The sequence below is a fragment of the Polaribacter sp. MED152 genome, assembly GCF_000152945.2.
GTDB lineage: Bacteria > Bacteroidota > Bacteroidia > Flavobacteriales > Flavobacteriaceae > Polaribacter.
Window position 1 is genome coordinate 537,748 of record NC_020830.1, and the last position, 18,484, is coordinate 556,231.

Annotated in this window: 20 protein-coding genes and 1 other RNA gene; 4 read left to right on the forward strand and 17 right to left on the reverse strand. The window is 29.5% G+C overall.

Annotation, left to right across the window (positions count from 1 at the left end; genetic code table 11):
* Positions 1-2: 2 nt before the first annotated feature.
* The 3 genes from ssrS to MED152_RS02505 form a co-directional block, all read right to left on the reverse strand.
* Positions 3-109: non-coding RNA, 6S RNA (gene ssrS, locus MED152_RS13475), on the reverse strand.
* Positions 110-162: 53 nt separating this feature from the next.
* Positions 163-456: a cell division protein ZapA gene (locus MED152_RS02500; protein WP_187288771.1), complete on the reverse strand. Its 294-nt coding sequence runs from the start codon at positions 454-456 to the stop codon at positions 163-165.
* A 10-nt stretch (positions 457-466) separates the two neighbouring features.
* A complete protein-coding gene (locus MED152_RS02505; RefSeq protein WP_015480278.1) occupies positions 467-757 on the reverse strand; it encodes a hypothetical protein in 291 nt (96 codons plus the stop codon).
* Between the two features lie 146 nt (positions 758-903).
* Between MED152_RS02505 and MED152_RS02510 the strand changes: the two genes are divergently transcribed.
* Positions 904-2,607: a M23 family metallopeptidase gene (locus tag MED152_RS02510; RefSeq protein WP_015480279.1), complete on the forward strand. Its 1,704-nt coding sequence runs from the start codon at positions 904-906 to the stop codon at positions 2,605-2,607.
* 5 nt (positions 2,608-2,612) lie between these two features.
* The gene (locus MED152_RS02515; RefSeq protein ID WP_015480280.1) at positions 2,613-5,060 is read left to right on the forward strand and encodes a TonB-dependent receptor; all 2,448 of its coding nucleotides are present in this window, start codon (positions 2,613-2,615) and stop codon (positions 5,058-5,060) included.
* A gap of 1 nt (position 5,061) precedes the next feature.
* Here MED152_RS02515 and MED152_RS02520 read toward each other — a convergent pair whose 3' ends face one another.
* From MED152_RS02520 to MED152_RS02590, 14 genes are all read right to left on the reverse strand, one after another.
* The gene (locus tag MED152_RS02520; protein WP_015480281.1) at positions 5,062-6,093 is read right to left on the reverse strand and encodes an AI-2E family transporter; all 1,032 of its coding nucleotides are present in this window, start codon (positions 6,091-6,093) and stop codon (positions 5,062-5,064) included.
* A gap of 90 nt (positions 6,094-6,183) precedes the next feature.
* A complete protein-coding gene (locus MED152_RS02525) occupies positions 6,184-6,549 on the reverse strand; it encodes a cupin domain-containing protein (protein WP_015480282.1) in 366 nt (121 codons plus the stop codon).
* 25 nt (positions 6,550-6,574) lie between these two features.
* Complete coding sequence (locus MED152_RS02530; protein WP_015480283.1) at positions 6,575-7,135, reverse strand: hypothetical protein; 561 nt, start codon at positions 7,133-7,135, stop codon at positions 6,575-6,577.
* A gap of 44 nt (positions 7,136-7,179) precedes the next feature.
* The gene (locus tag MED152_RS02535; protein WP_015480284.1) at positions 7,180-8,736 is read right to left on the reverse strand and encodes a helicase HerA-like domain-containing protein; all 1,557 of its coding nucleotides are present in this window, start codon (positions 8,734-8,736) and stop codon (positions 7,180-7,182) included.
* 133 nt (positions 8,737-8,869) lie between these two features.
* Positions 8,870-9,304 (reverse strand): beta-carotene hydroxylase, encoded by a 435-nt coding sequence (locus MED152_RS02540; protein WP_202950304.1) that lies wholly within the window; start codon positions 9,302-9,304, stop codon positions 8,870-8,872.
* A 44-nt stretch (positions 9,305-9,348) separates the two neighbouring features.
* Positions 9,349-10,044 (reverse strand): carotenoid biosynthesis protein, encoded by a 696-nt coding sequence (locus MED152_RS13355; RefSeq protein WP_015480286.1) that lies wholly within the window; start codon positions 10,042-10,044, stop codon positions 9,349-9,351.
* Positions 10,031-11,488, reverse strand: coding sequence for a 1-hydroxycarotenoid 3,4-desaturase CrtD (gene crtD, locus MED152_RS02550; protein ID WP_015480287.1), 1,458 nt, complete (start codon positions 11,486-11,488; stop codon positions 10,031-10,033). Before crtD ends, MED152_RS13355 begins: the two co-directional genes overlap by 14 nt.
* A 138-nt stretch (positions 11,489-11,626) precedes the next feature.
* Positions 11,627-12,289, reverse strand: coding sequence for a spheroidene monooxygenase (locus MED152_RS02555; protein WP_015480288.1), 663 nt, complete (start codon positions 12,287-12,289; stop codon positions 11,627-11,629).
* Positions 12,290-12,439: 150 nt separating this feature from the next.
* The gene (locus tag MED152_RS02560; protein WP_015480289.1) at positions 12,440-13,195 is read right to left on the reverse strand and encodes a LytTR family DNA-binding domain-containing protein; all 756 of its coding nucleotides are present in this window, start codon (positions 13,193-13,195) and stop codon (positions 12,440-12,442) included.
* Positions 13,196-13,205: 10 nt separating this feature from the next.
* Complete coding sequence (locus MED152_RS02565) at positions 13,206-13,538, reverse strand: 2TM domain-containing protein (RefSeq protein WP_015480290.1); 333 nt, start codon at positions 13,536-13,538, stop codon at positions 13,206-13,208.
* A gap of 5 nt (positions 13,539-13,543) precedes the next feature.
* Complete coding sequence (locus MED152_RS13480) at positions 13,544-14,110, reverse strand: 2TM domain-containing protein (protein WP_015480291.1); 567 nt, start codon at positions 14,108-14,110, stop codon at positions 13,544-13,546.
* A gap of 1 nt (position 14,111) precedes the next feature.
* Entirely contained in the window at positions 14,112-14,435 is a 324-nt protein-coding gene (locus MED152_RS02580) for a 2TM domain-containing protein (RefSeq protein ID WP_015480292.1), read from the reverse strand.
* On the reverse strand, positions 14,435-15,796 hold the full coding sequence (locus tag MED152_RS02585) for a 2TM domain-containing protein (RefSeq protein WP_015480293.1): 1,362 nt from the start codon (positions 15,794-15,796) through the stop codon (positions 14,435-14,437). Before MED152_RS02585 ends, MED152_RS02580 begins: the two co-directional genes overlap by 1 nt.
* An 18-nt stretch (positions 15,797-15,814) precedes the next feature.
* Positions 15,815-16,228 carry a DUF2141 domain-containing protein gene (locus tag MED152_RS02590; protein WP_015480294.1) on the reverse strand — a complete coding sequence of 138 codons (414 nt, stop codon included), beginning with the start codon at positions 16,226-16,228 and terminating at the stop codon, positions 15,815-15,817.
* A gap of 466 nt (positions 16,229-16,694) precedes the next feature.
* On the opposite strand from MED152_RS02590, the gene MED152_RS02595 reads away from it, so the two are divergent.
* A complete protein-coding gene (locus MED152_RS02595) occupies positions 16,695-17,312 on the forward strand; it encodes a GNAT family N-acetyltransferase (RefSeq protein WP_015480295.1) in 618 nt (205 codons plus the stop codon).
* Positions 17,309-18,484, forward strand: a complete 1,176-nt coding sequence (locus tag MED152_RS02600; protein WP_015480296.1) for an argininosuccinate synthase — start codon at positions 17,309-17,311, stop codon at positions 18,482-18,484. The genes MED152_RS02595 and MED152_RS02600 overlap by 4 nt, the downstream gene beginning before the upstream one ends.

Genomic DNA, 18,484 nt, shown 5'->3' on the forward strand with positions numbered 1-18,484 from the left:
TTAAACTCCATAATGACATATATAGGACTAACTAACTGTTCAAGGATCCACTCAAGGTGGCTTGCTTTAGTAGTTAAGACTCATCCTTCATAATAGAATAGTGTTGAGTTTAATAAACAATTACTAACGTAGGCAGTGTGTTGTTAATGTATTTTAATGAACTTATTCTAAATGAGTTTTTACCAAATTGGTAAGCTCATTTAACTTTTGCATTTCTTCTTTATTTGTGTCGTTTTTGTTTAAAGATAGTATTTCTAATTTAGATGCAAATTGCAAAGCAGACATGGCTAAAACATCTTGTTTATCGCTCACAGCATAGTTTTGCTCATACATAGCAATTAGTTTATTAATAGCATTTGCAGCTTTACGCATACCTTCTTCTTCTTTAGTGTTATTCACACTTAAAGGATATGTTCTACCAGCAATAACTATATTAATCTTTAATTTACCCACAATGTAAAGAACTTTATTCTTGAAGCTGAGTTATACATTTATCAATTTCTTTGATTAATGAATTTATTTTCAGCTTTGTATCTTTTGTATTTGAACTACTGCCTTCAATAGTTTTTGCAATTTTTAAAGATTCAAATTCTTTTTTTTGAAAGCTTAAAGCTTGCTCTTTTTCTATAAGTTCTTTTTGTAATGAAGTGTTATTTTGAAGCAAGATTTCGTTTTCTTTCTTTAAAAATTCATAATTAGAAAGAAGGTTTTTCAACGATTTTTCTAGTAAATGAATTGCTTCTAGTGTGTTACTCATTTTAAACTTTAGAATAAACTATCTCCACAAAGTTAGCATTCTGTTTTAAATATTACAACATTTAATCGCTTTTTTAATAACCTTATGATAACTAACCTTTTACATAAACAATCATTTTTGCTATTTTTACGTAAAAATATTGTCGTTTGAAAAGATTATTAATTTTTGCATTATTTTTAGTGCAAAGTATTTGTTTTGCTCAAAAAGAGTATCCTCAAAATTATTTTAGAAACCCATTAGATATCCCTATTTATTTAGGTGGATCTTTTGGAGAGTTACGTAGCAATCACTTTCATGCTGGTATAGATATTAAAACTCAAGGAAAGGAAGGGTTAAACGTCTATGCTGCTGCCGATGGTTACGTTTCTAGAATTAAAGTACAGCAATTTGGTTATGGTAAAGCATTATACATTACTCATCCTAATGGGTTTACAACCGTTTATGGGCATTTAAAAAAGTTTAATGATGAAATTGATGCCTATGTAAAATCGATACAGTATAAGAAAGAGAATTATGCAACAGGTAATTTGTATTTTAAAGAAAATCAGTTTCCTGTTTCTAAAGGAGAAATAGTTGCAATTTCTGGAGATACAGGTGGTTCAGGTGGCCCTCATTTGCATTTTGAAATTAGAAATACTGCTACAGAAAACATTATAAATCCGCTATTATTTGGTTTAAAGGTAAAAGATGATATACCACCAATCATTCAAGCAATAAAGGGGTATTCTTTAAGTGCTGATGCTAGAATAAATCAACAAAGAAATAGTTTTCAAATACCTATTAAAAAAATTTCAAAGGGTAATTATGTTGCGGATAGAATAGCTGCAAGCGGGTTAATTGGATTTGGTGTTAGTGTTTTTGATCGACTTAATGGTGCACCAAATAAAAACGGAATTTATAGTTTAGAGATGAAAGTAAATGGAAAACGATATTATTATCATGATGTTGAAACCTTTGCCTTTTCTGAAAGTAAATTTATTAACTTACACATAGATTATGCACATTACAAGCGTTATAAACGTAAATATCAACGAACATATAAGCTTACACCTAACAAACTATCTACTTATGAAGAACTTATAAATTATGGCAGAATAAGCACAAAAGAAGGTTTTAATTACATTGTAGAGATTATTGCAAAAGATTTTGAAGGAAATACAAGCATTGTAAAAATACCTGTTGCTGGGAAAAAACCAAATGCAATTTTTGATGAAGAACCAGATTCTACAGCTTATTTCATTGCTTCTAAAAAGTTCAATAAATTTTCTTCAAATAAGGTTACAGTCGCTTTTCCAAAGAATTCTTTTTACGAAGACTTGTATTTAGACTTTAAAGTCGAAGATGGTATTGCTCAAGTTCACAACTCAACAGTTCCTCTAGATAAAAATTTTACGTTAACTTTTGACGTATCTGATTATGATGAAGCTGAAAAACAACAACTTTATATTGCTAGTTTGGCTTATCCTAAATATCCAAGATATCAATATACTAGAAAGAAAGATAGTACATTTTTTACAACAAGTAAAACTTTAGGTAATTACACTTTATTAATTGATAATGAAAGACCTAAAATAAGTTTATTGTATTTTAAAGATCAACAATGGATTAGCAATTCAAAAACAATTCAAGTAAAAATTACAGATGTTGGTTCAGGTATTAAAAACTGGAGAGCTACTATTGATGGTGAATGGATTTTAATGCAATACAATCACAAAAAAAAGATTTTGACCTATAATTTTAGTGATAAAAAATTGGTTGGTAGCAAACATATCTTTAAACTTGTAGTTCAAGACAATGTTGGAAATACGAATACGCTTTCTACAACGTTCTTTAAAAAACAACTAAACTAATCTTTGTGAAGCAACTTTTTTTAATTCTATGTTTACTACCTAGTTTTTTCTATGCCCAAAAAACAACCATAGTAAAAGGTACAGTAAAAAATAGCCAGAAAGAAGGTATTGAAAAAGTTTCTATAAAATTTAATAATACAGGAACTGTAACAGATGAAAATGGTAATTATTCCATTAGAATCCCTTTAGACAAAGAAGTAACCATCACTTTTAGCCATGTTTCTTATACTACCTTTATAAAAAAGATTACAGCGAAAAACAGAAATATAATTCGCTTCTCTCCTATTTTACTTACAAAAACTGAAAACCTTAAAGAGGTTATCATAAGAGATAACAGGAAAGAAGCTGCAGGAATTACAAAAATTGACATCAATAAAGCAAAAAATATTGTTGGGCCAAATGCAGGTGTAGAAAATGTGTTAATGACTTTACCTGGGGTAAACAACAATAATGAATTGAGTACGCAATATAATGTTAGAGGTGGTAATTTTGATGAAAATCTAGTGTATGTAAATGGCATTCAGGTGTATAGACCTTTTTTGATAAGATCTGGCCAGCAAGAAGGTTTAAGTTTTATAAATTCTAACATGGTGCAAAATATTGATTTCTCTGCAGGAGGTTTTCAAGCAAAGTATGGAGATCGATTATCATCTGTTTTAGATATTACTTACAGAAAACCAACTGAAACTGCTTTAGCCATCGATGCTAGTCTTTTAGGTGCTAGTGCAACTTTTGAAGGATTGTTTTTGAATAATAAATTGAGCGCAATTACAGGAGTTAGGTATAGAGATAATAGCTTATTTGTAAATAGTAAACAAGTAGAAACGAATTTTAGACCAAGATTTACTGATGTTCAAACCTATTTATCTTATGAGTCTTCAGAAAAATTTCAACTTAGCTTTTTAGGTAATTTCTCACTTAACAATTACAATTATCAACCTTTAACAAGAAGAACACGTTTTGGAACTGTGGCTAATCCTTTAGAATTAACTGTGTTTTATCAAGGCCAAGAAGAAGATAAATATTTAACACTTTTTGGAGCGTTAGCAGCAGAATATAAAGTAAAAGATTCGTTTACATTAACCACAACTGCATCTAGATATAACACCCAAGAAGAAGAACATTTCGATATTTCTGCTCAATATAGTTTGGGAGAGGTAGATGCCAATATTGGTTCTGATAATTTTGGTGATGTTCAATTTTCTCAAGGAATTGGTTCTCAATTAAATCATGCAAGAAACGATTTGGATGCGTTAATAACCAATGTAGAACTGAAAGGAACAGTAAAGCAAGGGTCAAAACAATGGAACTTTGGAGTAAAATATCAAAAAGAAGATATTATTGATCGAATTCGTGAATGGGAAGTAATAGATTCTTTGGGCTTTTCAATTAGACCTCCTTTTCACTCTTCTAACAATCAACCTTATGAACCTTTTGAAGGTGAGATTACACCTTTTCAAAATATTAGAAAAGACAACAATGTCCAAATAAATAGAATTACGGGTTTTGCTCAATTTAATCAACGTTCTTTTTGGAACGATCATGAAGTATTTTACAATTTAGGAGTTAGAGGGCATTCATGGACAGTTACAGGAAATGGTTCTAAATCTGAGAATAAAATAATAGTGAGTCCACGTGCTCAGTTTGCAATTAAACCAAACTGGGACAAAGACATGCTTTTTAGAATTTCGGGAGGTTTGTATGCACAACCACCTTCATATAGGGAATTAAGGGATTTTAACGGAGATATCAACATAAATGTAGAAGCGCAAAAGTCTTATCATTTGGTTACTGGAATGGATTATAGTTTTAATCTTTGGAATAGACCATTTAAGTTTACTTCTGAAGCTTATTATAAGAATTTAACAGATGTTAATTCGTACACTATAGATAATGTTAGAATTAGATATAGAGCAGATAACGTTACTGAAGCTTATGCATATGGAGTTGATTTACGTTTGAATGGTGAATTTGTTCCTGGTAGTGAAAGTTGGGTGAGTTTAGGCTATTTAAAAACAGAAGAAAATATTAATGATCGAGGTTATATTGCTAGGCCATCTGATCAAAGAGTGAAATTTGGAATTCTATTTCAAGATTATGTACCTAATTTACCTGATTTAAAAGCGTATTTAAATCTGGTTTATAATACTGGAGTTCCTGGTGGTTCACCTTCCTATTCAGATCCTTATAACTTTCAAGAGCGTTTAAGAGATTATAGGCGTGCAGATTTAGGTGTATCTTATATTTTTGTAGATGCTAATAAACAATATAGCTCAGGGTGGCTATCTAATTTTAAAGAATTAAGTGCTGGTTTAGAACTTTTTAATATGTTCGATATCCAGAATGCGATTACCAATACTTGGGTTAGAGATGTTTATACAAAAACTCAATTTGGAATCCCTAATTTTATGACAGGTAGAGTGTTAAACTTTAAATTAGCGATGAAGTTTTAATTTATAGTACCTTTTTTTCTTCAATTAAAGCACCAAATTCTTTTTTATAAATTCTTACAACTACTAAGAATAAACTTATTAATAAGGGTCCAAAAATCAAACCAATAAAACCAAATAAAGGAACACCAACGATTACCCCAATAAGGGTGATTAAAGGATGAACGTTATCTAGTTTTTTAAGTAAAAATAAGCGAATAATATTATCTGTAGAACCCACCACAACCAAACCATAAATTAAGATTCCCCAAGCACCAACAGTATTACCATAAGACATACTTAATATAAAAACAGGTAAAATTCCAATTAAAGTACCTACAAAAGGAATCATAGAACCAATAGTTACTATAATAAACCAGAAAAACGGATCTCTAATACCAAAAATCAAAAATCCAATTAAGGCAATAATTCCTTGTGCTATTGCTACTAAAGGTATTCCAATGGCATTAGAACGAACCATGGCTTGAGATTCTGCTCCAATAATTTTTAAATTTTTATTACTAATAGGTATATATTCATACAGCGAATCTTTAAGTCTACGTCTATTAGTTAACATATAATAAAGAATAAAGTACATTAAACCAATACCAATAAAAATATTAAACGTACTACCAGCAAAGGTTTCCAAGTTACTTGAAATCCATGTAGAAATTTCTTCTGTATTTATTCTAGAACTTAAATCATAACCATATTCGCTTTCTATTGTTCTTATTTTGTTTTGAACTACTCTAGCTATTTCTTCTGAATTTTCTACAGCTTCACCAATTTTTTCGCCCAACATAAAAATAATACCGGTTACTGGTAAGAGAATACAAATAAAAGAGAGAAACATTAGTAGAATAGCTGCAACATCTGGATTCCAGTTTTTCTTAATTAAAATAACCATCCATTTTCTAAGAAGTACATAAATGGTAATTGCACCTAACACACCTGATAAATAAGGAATTAACTCTGTAAATATCAAGACTGCAAAAAATACTATAAGTAATAAAACAAATACCTGTCTAATAATTTTTGGTGCGATAACATCATTCATAGTAGCGTAATTTTATGGCAATTTAGAAATTTATTGAACTATAAAATGTAAAAATCCGATATAAAATTAATGCATTTAAAAATAGGAATGCTACTCCTCTTCTCTATTTACTAAATCCATAGAAAAAGCTGGGGTACAAATCGCTATATACTCGCATTCTTCTTGAAAAGGATTTGAATATTGTACTCGCACGTTTTTCTCAATCTTAATAGACTCTCCTGCACTTAAAACTATTTTCTCATCCTCTATAATAAATTGCTTTTTACCTTTAATGATGTATGTATATTCATCAAATTGTGGTGTTTGAAAAGGTTCTTTCCAATTTGGAGGAGCCACCATATGTGCAATACTTATATCTGATTGTTTTGTAGTGGCATTACCAAAATGTTCTTCAATTAATTTACCATCAGTTGTTGGCACAACAAAAGGACTTTTTTGAATTTTATATTTTTTCATCAATACTCAGAATAAATTAGAACAGTTATTGAAACCAAATTATAAATAGCTTAATTTTTGCTAAATCAGGAATTTGCTCTAAAGAAACTTTTTGATTCATGCCAAAATCTCTTAATCCTAATTCTTCTTTATCAATAGCAATTGTTGTATTTAATTCGTCTAAAAATAAAGTTACAGATTGTAACGTAGTTTCAGGTCTTGCAGCATAATTTGCATTAATTTCAGAAAATGTAGAATTTAAATTAATTCCAGATTTTGTTTTGTAACGAGAATCGTGAATTTCGATACTTTTAATAGTAGAAGTGCTATCTAGTTGCTCTTTTGGAACAATAGTTAATAAATGCTTACCTCCTTTTTCATATATTAAATAGGTGTCATCATCTTGAAAATAGTTATCTCCTAAAGCACCTTCGCTTAAGTTTTTAACGATAGAATCGTTTTTAAAAATTTCATCTAAATCAGATACAGTAGTTGTTGTAGTAATTTCACCAACTGTGCCTTTGGCTATTCCAAATTTATCGTTGTTGGTACAACTTACTATACATAATGAAAATAGTACTAGGGATAAAAAACTTCTTTTGATCATTCTATTTGGTTTTTATTAACGTTAACGCTAATATTCTTAATTTGTTATTTAATTACTTTTTTTAAAATTCCAAAAACTGCTCTAATAAATGTTGCGCTTGTTAGCACTTTTACTAAAGGATCTTGTCTTGTACTTCTTCGTCTAGAGCCTCTTCTGTACTTTTCTTCTCTTGCTTTTTGTTTGGCTAAACGTTCAATTTCTTTCTGTCTTTCAGCATCTTCAATTGCTTTTTGTTCAGCTTCATTAATATCTTTTATTTTCTGATTTAACAACTCGTAAGCACTTTCTCTGTCTAATTCATTATTGTATTTATGAATTAGTCTAGAATTATTGATAACTTGATTCAATTCTTGATCAGTTAAAATATCCATTCTACTCATAGGAGCACGTAACATGGTTCTCGCTAATGGTGTAGGAATACCTTTTTCGTTTAAAACAGAAACAAACGCTTCACCAATACCTAATTGTGTTAGAACTTCCTTGGTATCATAATATTCTGAAGTTGGATAATTCTCTGCAGCTAATTTAATTGCTTTTCTATCTTTTGCTGTAAAAGCTCTTAAAGCATGCTGAATTTTTAAACCTAACTGCGCCAAAATATCTTCTGGAACATCTTTAGGGTTTTGTGTTACAAAGTACAATCCAATTCCTTTAGAACGAATTAACTTTACAATACTTTCTATTTGATTTAATAAGGCTTTAGAAGCTTCTTCAAAAACCAAATGTGCTTCGTCTATAAATATCACCAATTCTGGTCTGCCAGAATCACCTTGTTCAGGGAAAGTTTCATAAACTTCAGCCAACAACTGCAACATAAAAGTAGAAAACAGTTTTGGCTTATCTTGTATATCTGTTAATCTTAAAACAGAAATAACTCCTCTACCATCATCATCTATTCTAGTTAAATCTTCTACTTCAAAAGATTTTTCTCCAAAAAACAAGTCTCCTCCTTGTTGTTCTATCTCAATAATTTTACGCAAAATTGCTCCTGTAGAAGAAGTCGAAATTCTACCATATTCAGCCTGAATAGCTTCTTTACCTTCTTGCGTTACAAATTGCAATACTTTCTTAAAATCTTTAATGTCTAAAAGTGGCAATTTATGATCATCACAGTATTTAAAAATAATAGCAACAATTCCACTTTGTGTCTCTGTTAAATCTAAAATTCTAGATAATAATACTGGTCCAAATTCAGAAATGGTAGCACGCATTTTAGTACCATTTTGTTCTGAAATTGATAAAACTTCTATTGGAAATTTTTTGGCTTCAAAAGGAATACCAATTTTCTGATGACGTTCATCAATTTTTGGATGTCCAGGACTTGCTTTGGCCAAACCTGAAAGATCCCCTTTAATATCCATCAATAATACAGGAATACCCTTTTCTGATAAATTCTCGGCTAAAACCTGTAAGGTTTTTGTTTTACCAGTACCTGTTGCACCAGCAATTAAACCATGCCTATTTAATGTTTTAAGTGGCACTTTTACAATAGCATTTGTAACAGTTTCTTCACCCAACATTGCAGCACCAAGTGCTATAAAATCGCCTTTGGATTTATAGCCCTCATTTATGTATTCAAAAAACGCTTCTTTTTGACTCATCAAAATAAATTTTGATAAAAATAAGTAAAGTTTAAGAAGTGGGAAATAATTTAGGGCTTTTGTGAAATATTTGTTTATATCAAAATATAAATATCGAAATCAACATTAATTAAAAAAGAGTAGTAAAAAATAATTAGCGTCTTTGTTTTCTTATCGCTTTATCTTTTTGCACCTTATCCCAGTATTTTTTAGCAACAAGTAATAAACCAAAACTTTCGCCTTTCTCTTTTCCTAAATGCTTATGATGCATTTTATGTGCCCATTTTATAGCCTTTACATAGGTATTATTACTTCTAGAAAACCATTTAAAACGTTGATGAATAATGACATCATGCACTAGAAAATAAGCAAAGCCATAAAGTGCTATACCAAAACCAATACCTGCAAGCCAGAAGACTTTATCTTGCAAACCAAACATTATACATAACCAACTTGGAATAGCAAAGATTAAAAAGAATGCATCATTTTTTTCAAAAAAGTGAGCATTTGGTTTGTGATGATCTTCATGCAAATACCATAAAAATCCGTGCATTACATATTTGTGCATTACCCAAGTTACACCCTCCATTATAACGAACGTTAGTAAAGTAATTGATAAGATATAAAGAAAAATCATTTATAAAATAAACTAATAGTTATGAAAAATATAAGTTGAATTACATACAGATAAACAGCAAATTTATTCTGTTTATTAAAACTCAAATTTACGAATAAATACTGTAAAATTAAACTTCCAAAAAACCAACATACATAGTTATAAATTGGAATTTCTCCAAGAGGATACCACTGCCAGAAATTTAATTTGATTGCAACAGGTTCTAAAAATAAATCTAAAAATACTGCAGCAAAGGCTCCAGTTATCGCCAATACATGAAACTCTAAACCCTTAGAAATGGATAAGTTATATTTAACCTTCAGCCAAGTATAGGTTTGAAAAGTTAAACTACCAACGGAATACATAGTGATAAACCATAAATTACCCAATAAAATAGGAACACCCCAAATTTTATACCCCATAACACTGGAATATTCATAATCTCCAAAAAGAAAACCTGTGTTGATACCAATAATTTCATAAATAAGACCTGCAAAAATACAAGCTAGAAAAAAGAGCCAAAGTGATTTATTAATTTTTTGATGCGTAAAAATCAACAACACCAAGGAAATAATTAAATTTAATGGTGTATTATTAATAAAAAAATCATCGTAATCAGTAAAAAGTAAACCAATAATGGCACTCACATGAAATAATAAAGTTATTCCTAAGGCTAATTTATATTTATGTAAGGTTAATTTATTCAATGTCATCTGCTACTAATTTTGCACTTTTAAAACACAAAGGAATTCCTCCTCCTGGATGAACACTTCCTCCACAGAAATATAAATTTTTATAATGCTTACTTCTATTTTGTTGCCTGAAAAAAGCAGCCATTTTACTGTTACTACTAGTTCCATATAAAGAGCCCATAAAGCTTGCCGTTTTTTCTTGAATGTTTAACGGAGATAATGTCTCTTCTACAACAATATGATTTTCAAGATTAGTATTTAATTGTTTATTTATTTGTTTAATAATAAACTTTTTAACTTTTTCTTTCTGTTCCTCCCAGTTATGCTCTTTGTGTGCAGGAGCATTTACCATTACAAACCAGTTTTCACTATTATTTGGAGCATGACTTTTGTCAAATTTAGAAGTTACATTTACATAAATGGTTGGCTCATCAGGTAAAATTGATTCTTCAAATATTTGTTGAAACTCTTTCTTATAATCTTCGCTAAAAAAGATATTGTGCAAACCTAATTCTGAAAAAGTAGTATCAATGCCCCAATAGAATATAAAAGCACTACTACTTCTTTCTTGTTTCAAAACTTTGTCAGCAAACTTTTTATCAGAAAGTAAATTTTTATAGGTGTAATAAATATCCATATTACTTACTACAATATCAGCTTCATGCTTTTTCCCATTTACAAAAACACCTGTTACTGTTTCTTTTAAAGTTTCAATTTTTTCAACTTTACTCTCTAGTTGAAATTTAACACCAATATCTTTTGCAAGTTGCACTAAAGCTTTGGTAATACTTATCATTCCTCCATCTGGATAAAAAGTTCCCTGGCTTTGCTCTAAACTTGAAATCATACTTAGCATTGCAGGCGCTTTATAAGGATTACTACCATTATAAGTTGCAAATCGATTAAAAAGCTGAATCATTTCTGGCGTTTTAAAACTTGATTCATTATAACTATTTAGTGACTTAGCAATGTATGGAAACTTAACACTAAACAACGCTTTGTAAGTTACACTTTTGGTAATTAAACTTAAATCTAAAGGAAAATCTAAAAAAAGTTCTCCTATATTTTGATAGGCTTTTTTACTGTTTTGAAGATACTTTAAAGTATTTTCTGCTGGTTCTCCAAAAACTTTTTCTGCTTCATCAGCAAATACCTTAATGCTTTTCTTTGCTACTATTTTTTTTCCGTTTGCAAAAAAATAACGACAACTTTCATCTAAATCTCGATAGGTAAAATAGCTAGAAATGTCTTTTTTGGCCAGACTAAATAGTGCTTCTATATTTTCTGGAGCTGTAAAAAGTGAAGGCCCAGCATCAAAAGTAAAACCCTCTTTTTCAATTGAAGATAGTTTTCCTCCAAAGTACGAATTTGCTTCAAAAACAGAAACATCATAATTCTTTAAAGCTAATCGAATAGAAGTTGCTAAACCACCTATTCCACTGCCTATAACAGCTACTTTCTTCATTTGTTTAATGTTTATGTAAAAGTATGAAACAAAACAATACTAAACCTTAATTTTTAATTAAAAATCTCATAATAATTAACAGCTTAATAAATCAAATTAAAAAAGAGGAAGCATTTGCCATAAGAGAAAATCAACATATTATTTTTCAATTTTTTGCAGAATAGTAAAACGTGTAAACATATCTTCACTATACCATTTTTGTTTTCTAGTTTTTTTGATAACAGCTTTATGTTGTGGCATTTTGTAAGCAAAATTTTTCATCATTGCTTTTGATTCCCAAACACTAAAAGTTGCTTGTTTAATCCAAGGAATTTCGCCAACTCCGTAAGAATTTACAAATCCTTCTGCAGTAGCCATTTGCGATGCAATTGGAGCTACATTTTTCCAAAAATAACGTAATTTGTTTAGGCGAATTGTGGCTCTAGTTAACACAGCTATTACACCTTCATAATCTGTAGTTGCTGGTAAATTGCCAAAAACCTTTTTCTTATCCCATAAACCATGACCTTCAATTGGTTTTAAGAAATAGATGGTTTGCCTTTTACAGAATAAATCAAACCATTTTAAAATGAAGCTTCCAAATTGGGATTTTAAATTCAAATCACCTTCGAAAGTTACTAAAATAGCCCATTGAGATAAATCTGGAATTTTATCAAAGGTGCCATTTTTACCAGTACCCATTAATTTATAAAATTGGATGTTTTTATTAAAAAATAATGGAATTCTAAAAATCGCCATCGATAAAAATCCAAAAATGGCAAAAATTGGGTAGTATTTTACAATGATTAAACTTGTTCTCAAAATAGTATCTATACTTCTATGAAATTATACTCAAATATAGATAAAGTTATTGAGGTGGATTCGTATTTAATTTACTGTTTTGAATATTATTTTAGATTATTTATTTCCTAAAAAAATAGTAATTAAAACTTAAGAACTCAAATTGAAAGGTTAGTCAATCCAATTTTTAAAATCTTTTACACGCTCTCTACTTACAATTATTTCTTGCTCATTATAAGAGTGTAGAATTAGTTTTAAACGTGAATTTGAATAAGCAACAATATCTTTTATTGCGTTTATATGAATAATAAACGTTCTATTTACCCTAAAAAATTGTTCTGGATCTAATTGTTCTTGCCAGTTTTCTAAAGAGTTGTCTAACAAGTAATTTCGGTTTTCTGAAGTATGAATGTAGGTCGATTTATTTTCGCTGTAAAAGCATTCAATCTCATCAATATGAATAATCTTTATATGTTGACCAACTTTAATTGAAAGTCTTTTCTTAAATTTTCTATCAACAGGATTTACCAAAAGCTTTCGAATATCATCTAGATTTACTTGTACATCAGTTTGTTTTGGTTGTTGTTTTTTAAACTGCTCTACTGCTGCAGCTAACTCATCATCATCTATTGGCTTTAAAAGATAATCTATACTATTTAGTTTAAAGGCCTTTAGAGCATACTCATCATAAGCTGTTGTAAAGATTATAGCAGATTTTACCTCTATTTCTTCAAAAATCTCGAAAGACAAACCATCAGATAATTGAATGTCTAAAAATATTAATTCTGGATGTTCATTGTTCTGCAGCCAATTTAAAGATTCTTCTACAGAGTGCAACATTTGTTGTACTTCTATACCTAGTTCTGCAAGCATTCTACTTAGTCTTCTTGCAGCAGGCTTTTCATCTTCTATAATTAATACGTTCATAGTTTTAATGCTAAAATCTTCTTTTTTCTTCTTCTTTTTCTAAATAAGCTTGTATTTTTCTTTCTTCCCAGTTTTTATCAAACCCTAAAGATTTAAAACCGAAAACTCCCATCCAATGAAAGAAGATTCCAATTCCCCAGAAAATCCAAGTTGAATATACACCAAAATTAGAAAATGCATCTGTTATTGAATAATTACTTTGCAGTAAACCAAAAATAATTATACCACTTAAAAATATATTTACAAGTACATAGACTATAGCATGAATGTAAAACCCTTTAATGGCTTTAACTCGTTTTTTAGCTCTCATGTAGTTTTGCTCTTGAATAAATTTATTGTCCATAAATCTTAACTCATTTTATTTATAAATTCTTGAATCTTTTTTTCTTCCCAGTTTTTACCAAAACCTAATTTATCAAATCCAAATACACCAAACCAATGAAAGAATAAAGCAATACAAATACCAGCAACAGCATACCAAAAGAAATAAAAATCGGGCACAAATTGTAAATTAACTAGCACTATAATAAATACTGCAAGAATAGAAACTCCAAAATGTACATAAAAACCTTTTATTTCATTGACCTTCTTTTTGGTTTTTAAATAATACTGTTCTTGAATAAATTCTGATTTATCTTCATGATCTTCTAAAACTTCATTTAGTTTCTTAGCTTCCCATTCATCTAAAAATTGTGCAGAACCAAATACATAAAACCAATGTATAATTAAGCCTACAAACCAAGCTGCTATTGCAATCCAAAACCAGTGAAATTGAGGTGCTGTTTGTAAATTGATAAACACTAAAAAAGGCGGAATAATAAATGTAGCCACTAAATGCGTATAGAAACCTTTAATCTCCTCTACTCTTTTTGCTGCCTTTAGTCTAAGCTTATGGTTGTTTGATTCGATATTCATGTTAAAAGTTTTTATTTTGTTCATCTAAATATTGCTGTACTTTTCTTTGCTCCCATTCTTTGTTGAACAACAAGCTAATGCCAAAAGTATTAATTGCTTGAAAGGCAATACCAATTCCCCAATAAAACCAAATTTTGTAATTATGATAATTGTAAAATGCTTGGCTAAATGTGTCCCCATCATTCATATCACCAACTATAAATATTGCCGATAAAAATGTGTTTACAATAAGATAAACCGCTAAATGCTTATAGAATTTACCTATTTTTTCTATACGTTTACGAGCCAAAATATACTTTTGTTCTTGTGTGTATTCTCTTTCCATTATCTTAATCTTTTTTGTTGATTTTCTTTATCCATCATTTCTTTAATCTTTCTTTCTTCCCAATTTCTCCCTAAGAATATATTATAGTTATTTACTTCTAAGAAGTGGAATAATAAGCCTATTCCCCATCCAAAAGCTGGAAACCAAAACCAGTAAAAACCTGGCGAGAATCTTAAATTGATAAATATTAAAAATGGTATTACTAAACAGTATGAAGCCAAATTTTGATAAAATTCTTTTAATTTTTCTACTCTTTCTACTGCTTTTACGTATTTGCTATTTTCTAAATCTTCTGTAAACATAATTTCGTTCATTTTATATAAGAGAGGTAAACTCACCTTAAATGTTTTATTGTAATTTTCTATTCTAACCCCCTTTTTGGTTAATAAACCATACCTATCTGCAATATTTTGTAAGCCTACTTTGGTGCTTTTACCTATTGCTTCTTTTGGGTTAATGTTATTTTCTATAATTAAAAAACTACCTTCTTGATATATAGTTATGGTTAATGGTTTAGAAGGTGAAACCACATTGTGTTTTACTGCATTCTCTAACAATAGTTGTAAAGATAAAGGCACAATCTTTAATGCTGGATCTTTAACATCTTCTGGAATATTAAACTTCACAGCCTCTTCAAATCGCATTTCTAGCAATTGCATATAGGTTTTAGCAAACTTCAATTCTTCAGAAATTGGTACTAAATCTTTATTTCTTTGCTCTAAAACATATCTATAAACCTTAGATAGTTTTGTGGTAAATTTTTCTGCTTGATATGGATTCTCGCCAATTAAACTGGTTAATACATTTAAACTATTAAATAAAAAATGTGGATCTAATTGATTTTTTAGTGACTCAAACTTTGCAGTTTCTGTTTTGGCTACAATTTGTTGTTTGGTACTTTCTTGTTTTACCGATTTTTTCCATGCAATCATAAATCCTCTAGCATGCAAAAATGCTGATACTCCAAAAGATAAAATGATGTAGAAAATGTGCATCAATAAGTAATTACCACTAAAAAAATAATCGGGATTATTTTCATTGATGATTATAAAATTCACATAATCAATTAAAAGAACTACAGGAATTGTATATAGTATCGTAGAAACTATACCTGCCCAAACTCTGGTATTTGTATCCTCTACCCAAGACCATTTTTTACTAAGAGCGTGATTAATTACACCTTGTGCAAAACCTAATCCAAAAGAATACATAGCAGAAATCAAAAAGGTGTAAGCAATATTTAATATGCTAAAATTTTGGTTGATTAAAGTAAAAACTACTGCAAAAATGATAGTAATTTTTAAACTTACAGAAACACCTTCTTTTATATTGCTTCTTACTATTCTGCTATTTGTATTCATACTTGGCAATTGTTTTTACTAAAATTTTATAATTAAAGATACATTTTTATCAGCAACTACAAACTTAGCGTTTTCATAATTTGGAGGTCCAAAACTCATATTGTTATTAGAAACTCCATAATCTTCTAATGGCATTCTGTATTCTGAAAAGTCCATTTTGTCATTATCATTTTTATCATGGTAACAAATAACTGCATATTCTCCAGGTGTAATGTTTTCAAAATCAATTTCTGTTTTACCATTTACAATCTTGGCATTTTTAGCTTGTACTGGCTCTTTCATAAAATTGTCTTTATTGTATAATGCAAAACCAACTTTACCTTCATCTGAAGAAATATTTTCTATAGTTACTGTAATTGTTTTTGTTTGAGCTGTAATTGTAGTTGAAATAAACATTACAGTTGCGAATAAAAGTGATACTACAAGTTTCATAATTTTTAGTTTTTTAGATTAATTATGTTACAAATATGCAACTGAACTACAGTTTTTAAAACTAAAGATTACTGAACTGTATTTTTTTTAGGCTGAATTGTAATTTTATATATCGTCCACTATCAAGCACTTATAATTTAGTTAGAGATTTGCAAGTTCTATTATGGATTTCAAAAAAACCTATGTCGTTTTTTTCTAATTTGATAAAAATTTTAAAAAAATGATTAATAGTTACCAAGCATAATAAAAAATAAATACATTTGTCACATAATCTTACTATATATTTTGATTAAACAACATTACATATCAGCAATTTTAAATTTTACTCCTAGTAGTAAAATTGCTTTTGTGCGTCGCTCTTTCTCTGAGCGCCCTTTGGGTGTTTAATAATTCTTAGGAATTAGGTGCGTCCAATTCCACACTTCAAAACTTTACAAAATAATTCAAACCTTAACAAATCAATACAATGCAAATTGTTATTGCAAATAAATCGCATATTATTTATGCCAACATCATCTGCGAAACTATAGCTGAAGCTGCTAAAGTTAGAGGTACAGGTATTGCTAAAAGAAAACCTGAATATGTTGCCAAAAAAATGGAAAATGGTAATGCTGTTATCGCTTTAGATGGCGATAATTTTGCTGGCTTTTGTTACATAGAACAATGGGGTCATGGAAAATTTGTAGCCAATTCTGGTTTAATTGTTCATCCTAATTATAGAAATATTGGTTTAGCAAAACAGATTAAAGAAGTCATTTTTAAACATTCTAGAACCAAGTTTCCAGATGCAAAAGTATTTAGCATAACAACTGGTCTAGCTGTTATGAAATTAAATAGCGATTTAGGTTACAAACCAGTAACCTTTTCTGAATTAACAGATGATCAAACCTTTTGGAATGGCTGCCAAACCTGCAAGAACTTCGATATTTTAACAAGAACAGAAAGAAAAATGTGTTTGTGTACAGGAATGCTTTTTGATCCTAAAAATCAAGATGAATCAGAATCAAAAGAGGTTAAAGAAAACGTATTTAAAAGATTAAAATCAATGAAACAAAATCTGTTTCTAAAAAAAGATAAAAAATGAAAAAATTAGTTATTGCTTACAGTGGTGGTTTAGACACTTCTTATTGTGCTGTAAGTTTATCGAAAGAATTCGAAGTACATGCAGTAAGTGTAAATACAGGTGGTTTTACTGAAAATGAAGTTAAAAATATAGAGCGTAATGCTTATAAAATGGGGGTTACTACTTATAAAAATATAGATGCTGTAGCTACCTTTTACAATAAGGTTGTAAAATATTTAATTTTTGGTAATGTATTAAAAAATGCTACTTACCCACTTTCTGTGAGTGCTGAAAGAATTATACAAGCTATAGAAATCATTGAATATGCTAAAAGTATAAATGCAGAATATATTGCTCATGGAAGTACAGGTGCAGGAAATGACCAAGTTCGTTTTGATATGATTTTTCAAACGCTTGCTCCAGGAATTAAAATTATTACACCAATCAGAGATCAAAAATTATCTAGACAAGAAGAAATTGATTATCTAAAAGCTGAGGGCATAGATATGAATTGGGAGAAATCAAAATACTCTGTAAACAAAGGTCTTTGGGGAACTAGTGTTGGTGGTGTAGAAACTTTAGAATCAGAAAAACCATTACCTAGTGAGGCTTATCCTTCTCAATTGATAAAAGAAGGTGAAGAAAAAGTTACATTGACTTTTAAAAATGGAGAGTTTGTTGCTTTAAATAATCAAGAAAATGCTCCTGAGGTAAATATCGAAAAGTTAAATGAAATTGCTTCTAAATACGCAATTGGTAGAGATATTCATGTTGGAGATACAATTGTTGGTACTAAAGGTAGAGTTGGTTTTGAGGCAGCTGCTGCACTAATTGTGGTAAAAGCTCATCATTTATTAGAGAAACACACCCTTACCAAATGGCAATTACAACATAAGGAATATCTGTCTAGTTTTTACGGAATGCACTTGCATGAAGGACAATATTTAGACCCTGTAATGAGAGATACTGAAGCCTTTTTGCAAAGTTCTCAAAAAATGGTTTCTGGTAATGTAGTTGTTACTTTAAAACCTTATCACTTTACACTAGATGGTATCGTTTCTAAACACGATTTAATGTCAAGTAAGTTCAGTACTTATGGTGAAGAGAATAAAGCTTGGTCTGCAGATGATGCAAAAGGTTTTATTAAGATTCTTGGTAATCAAAACAAAATATATCAACAAGTAAACTCATAA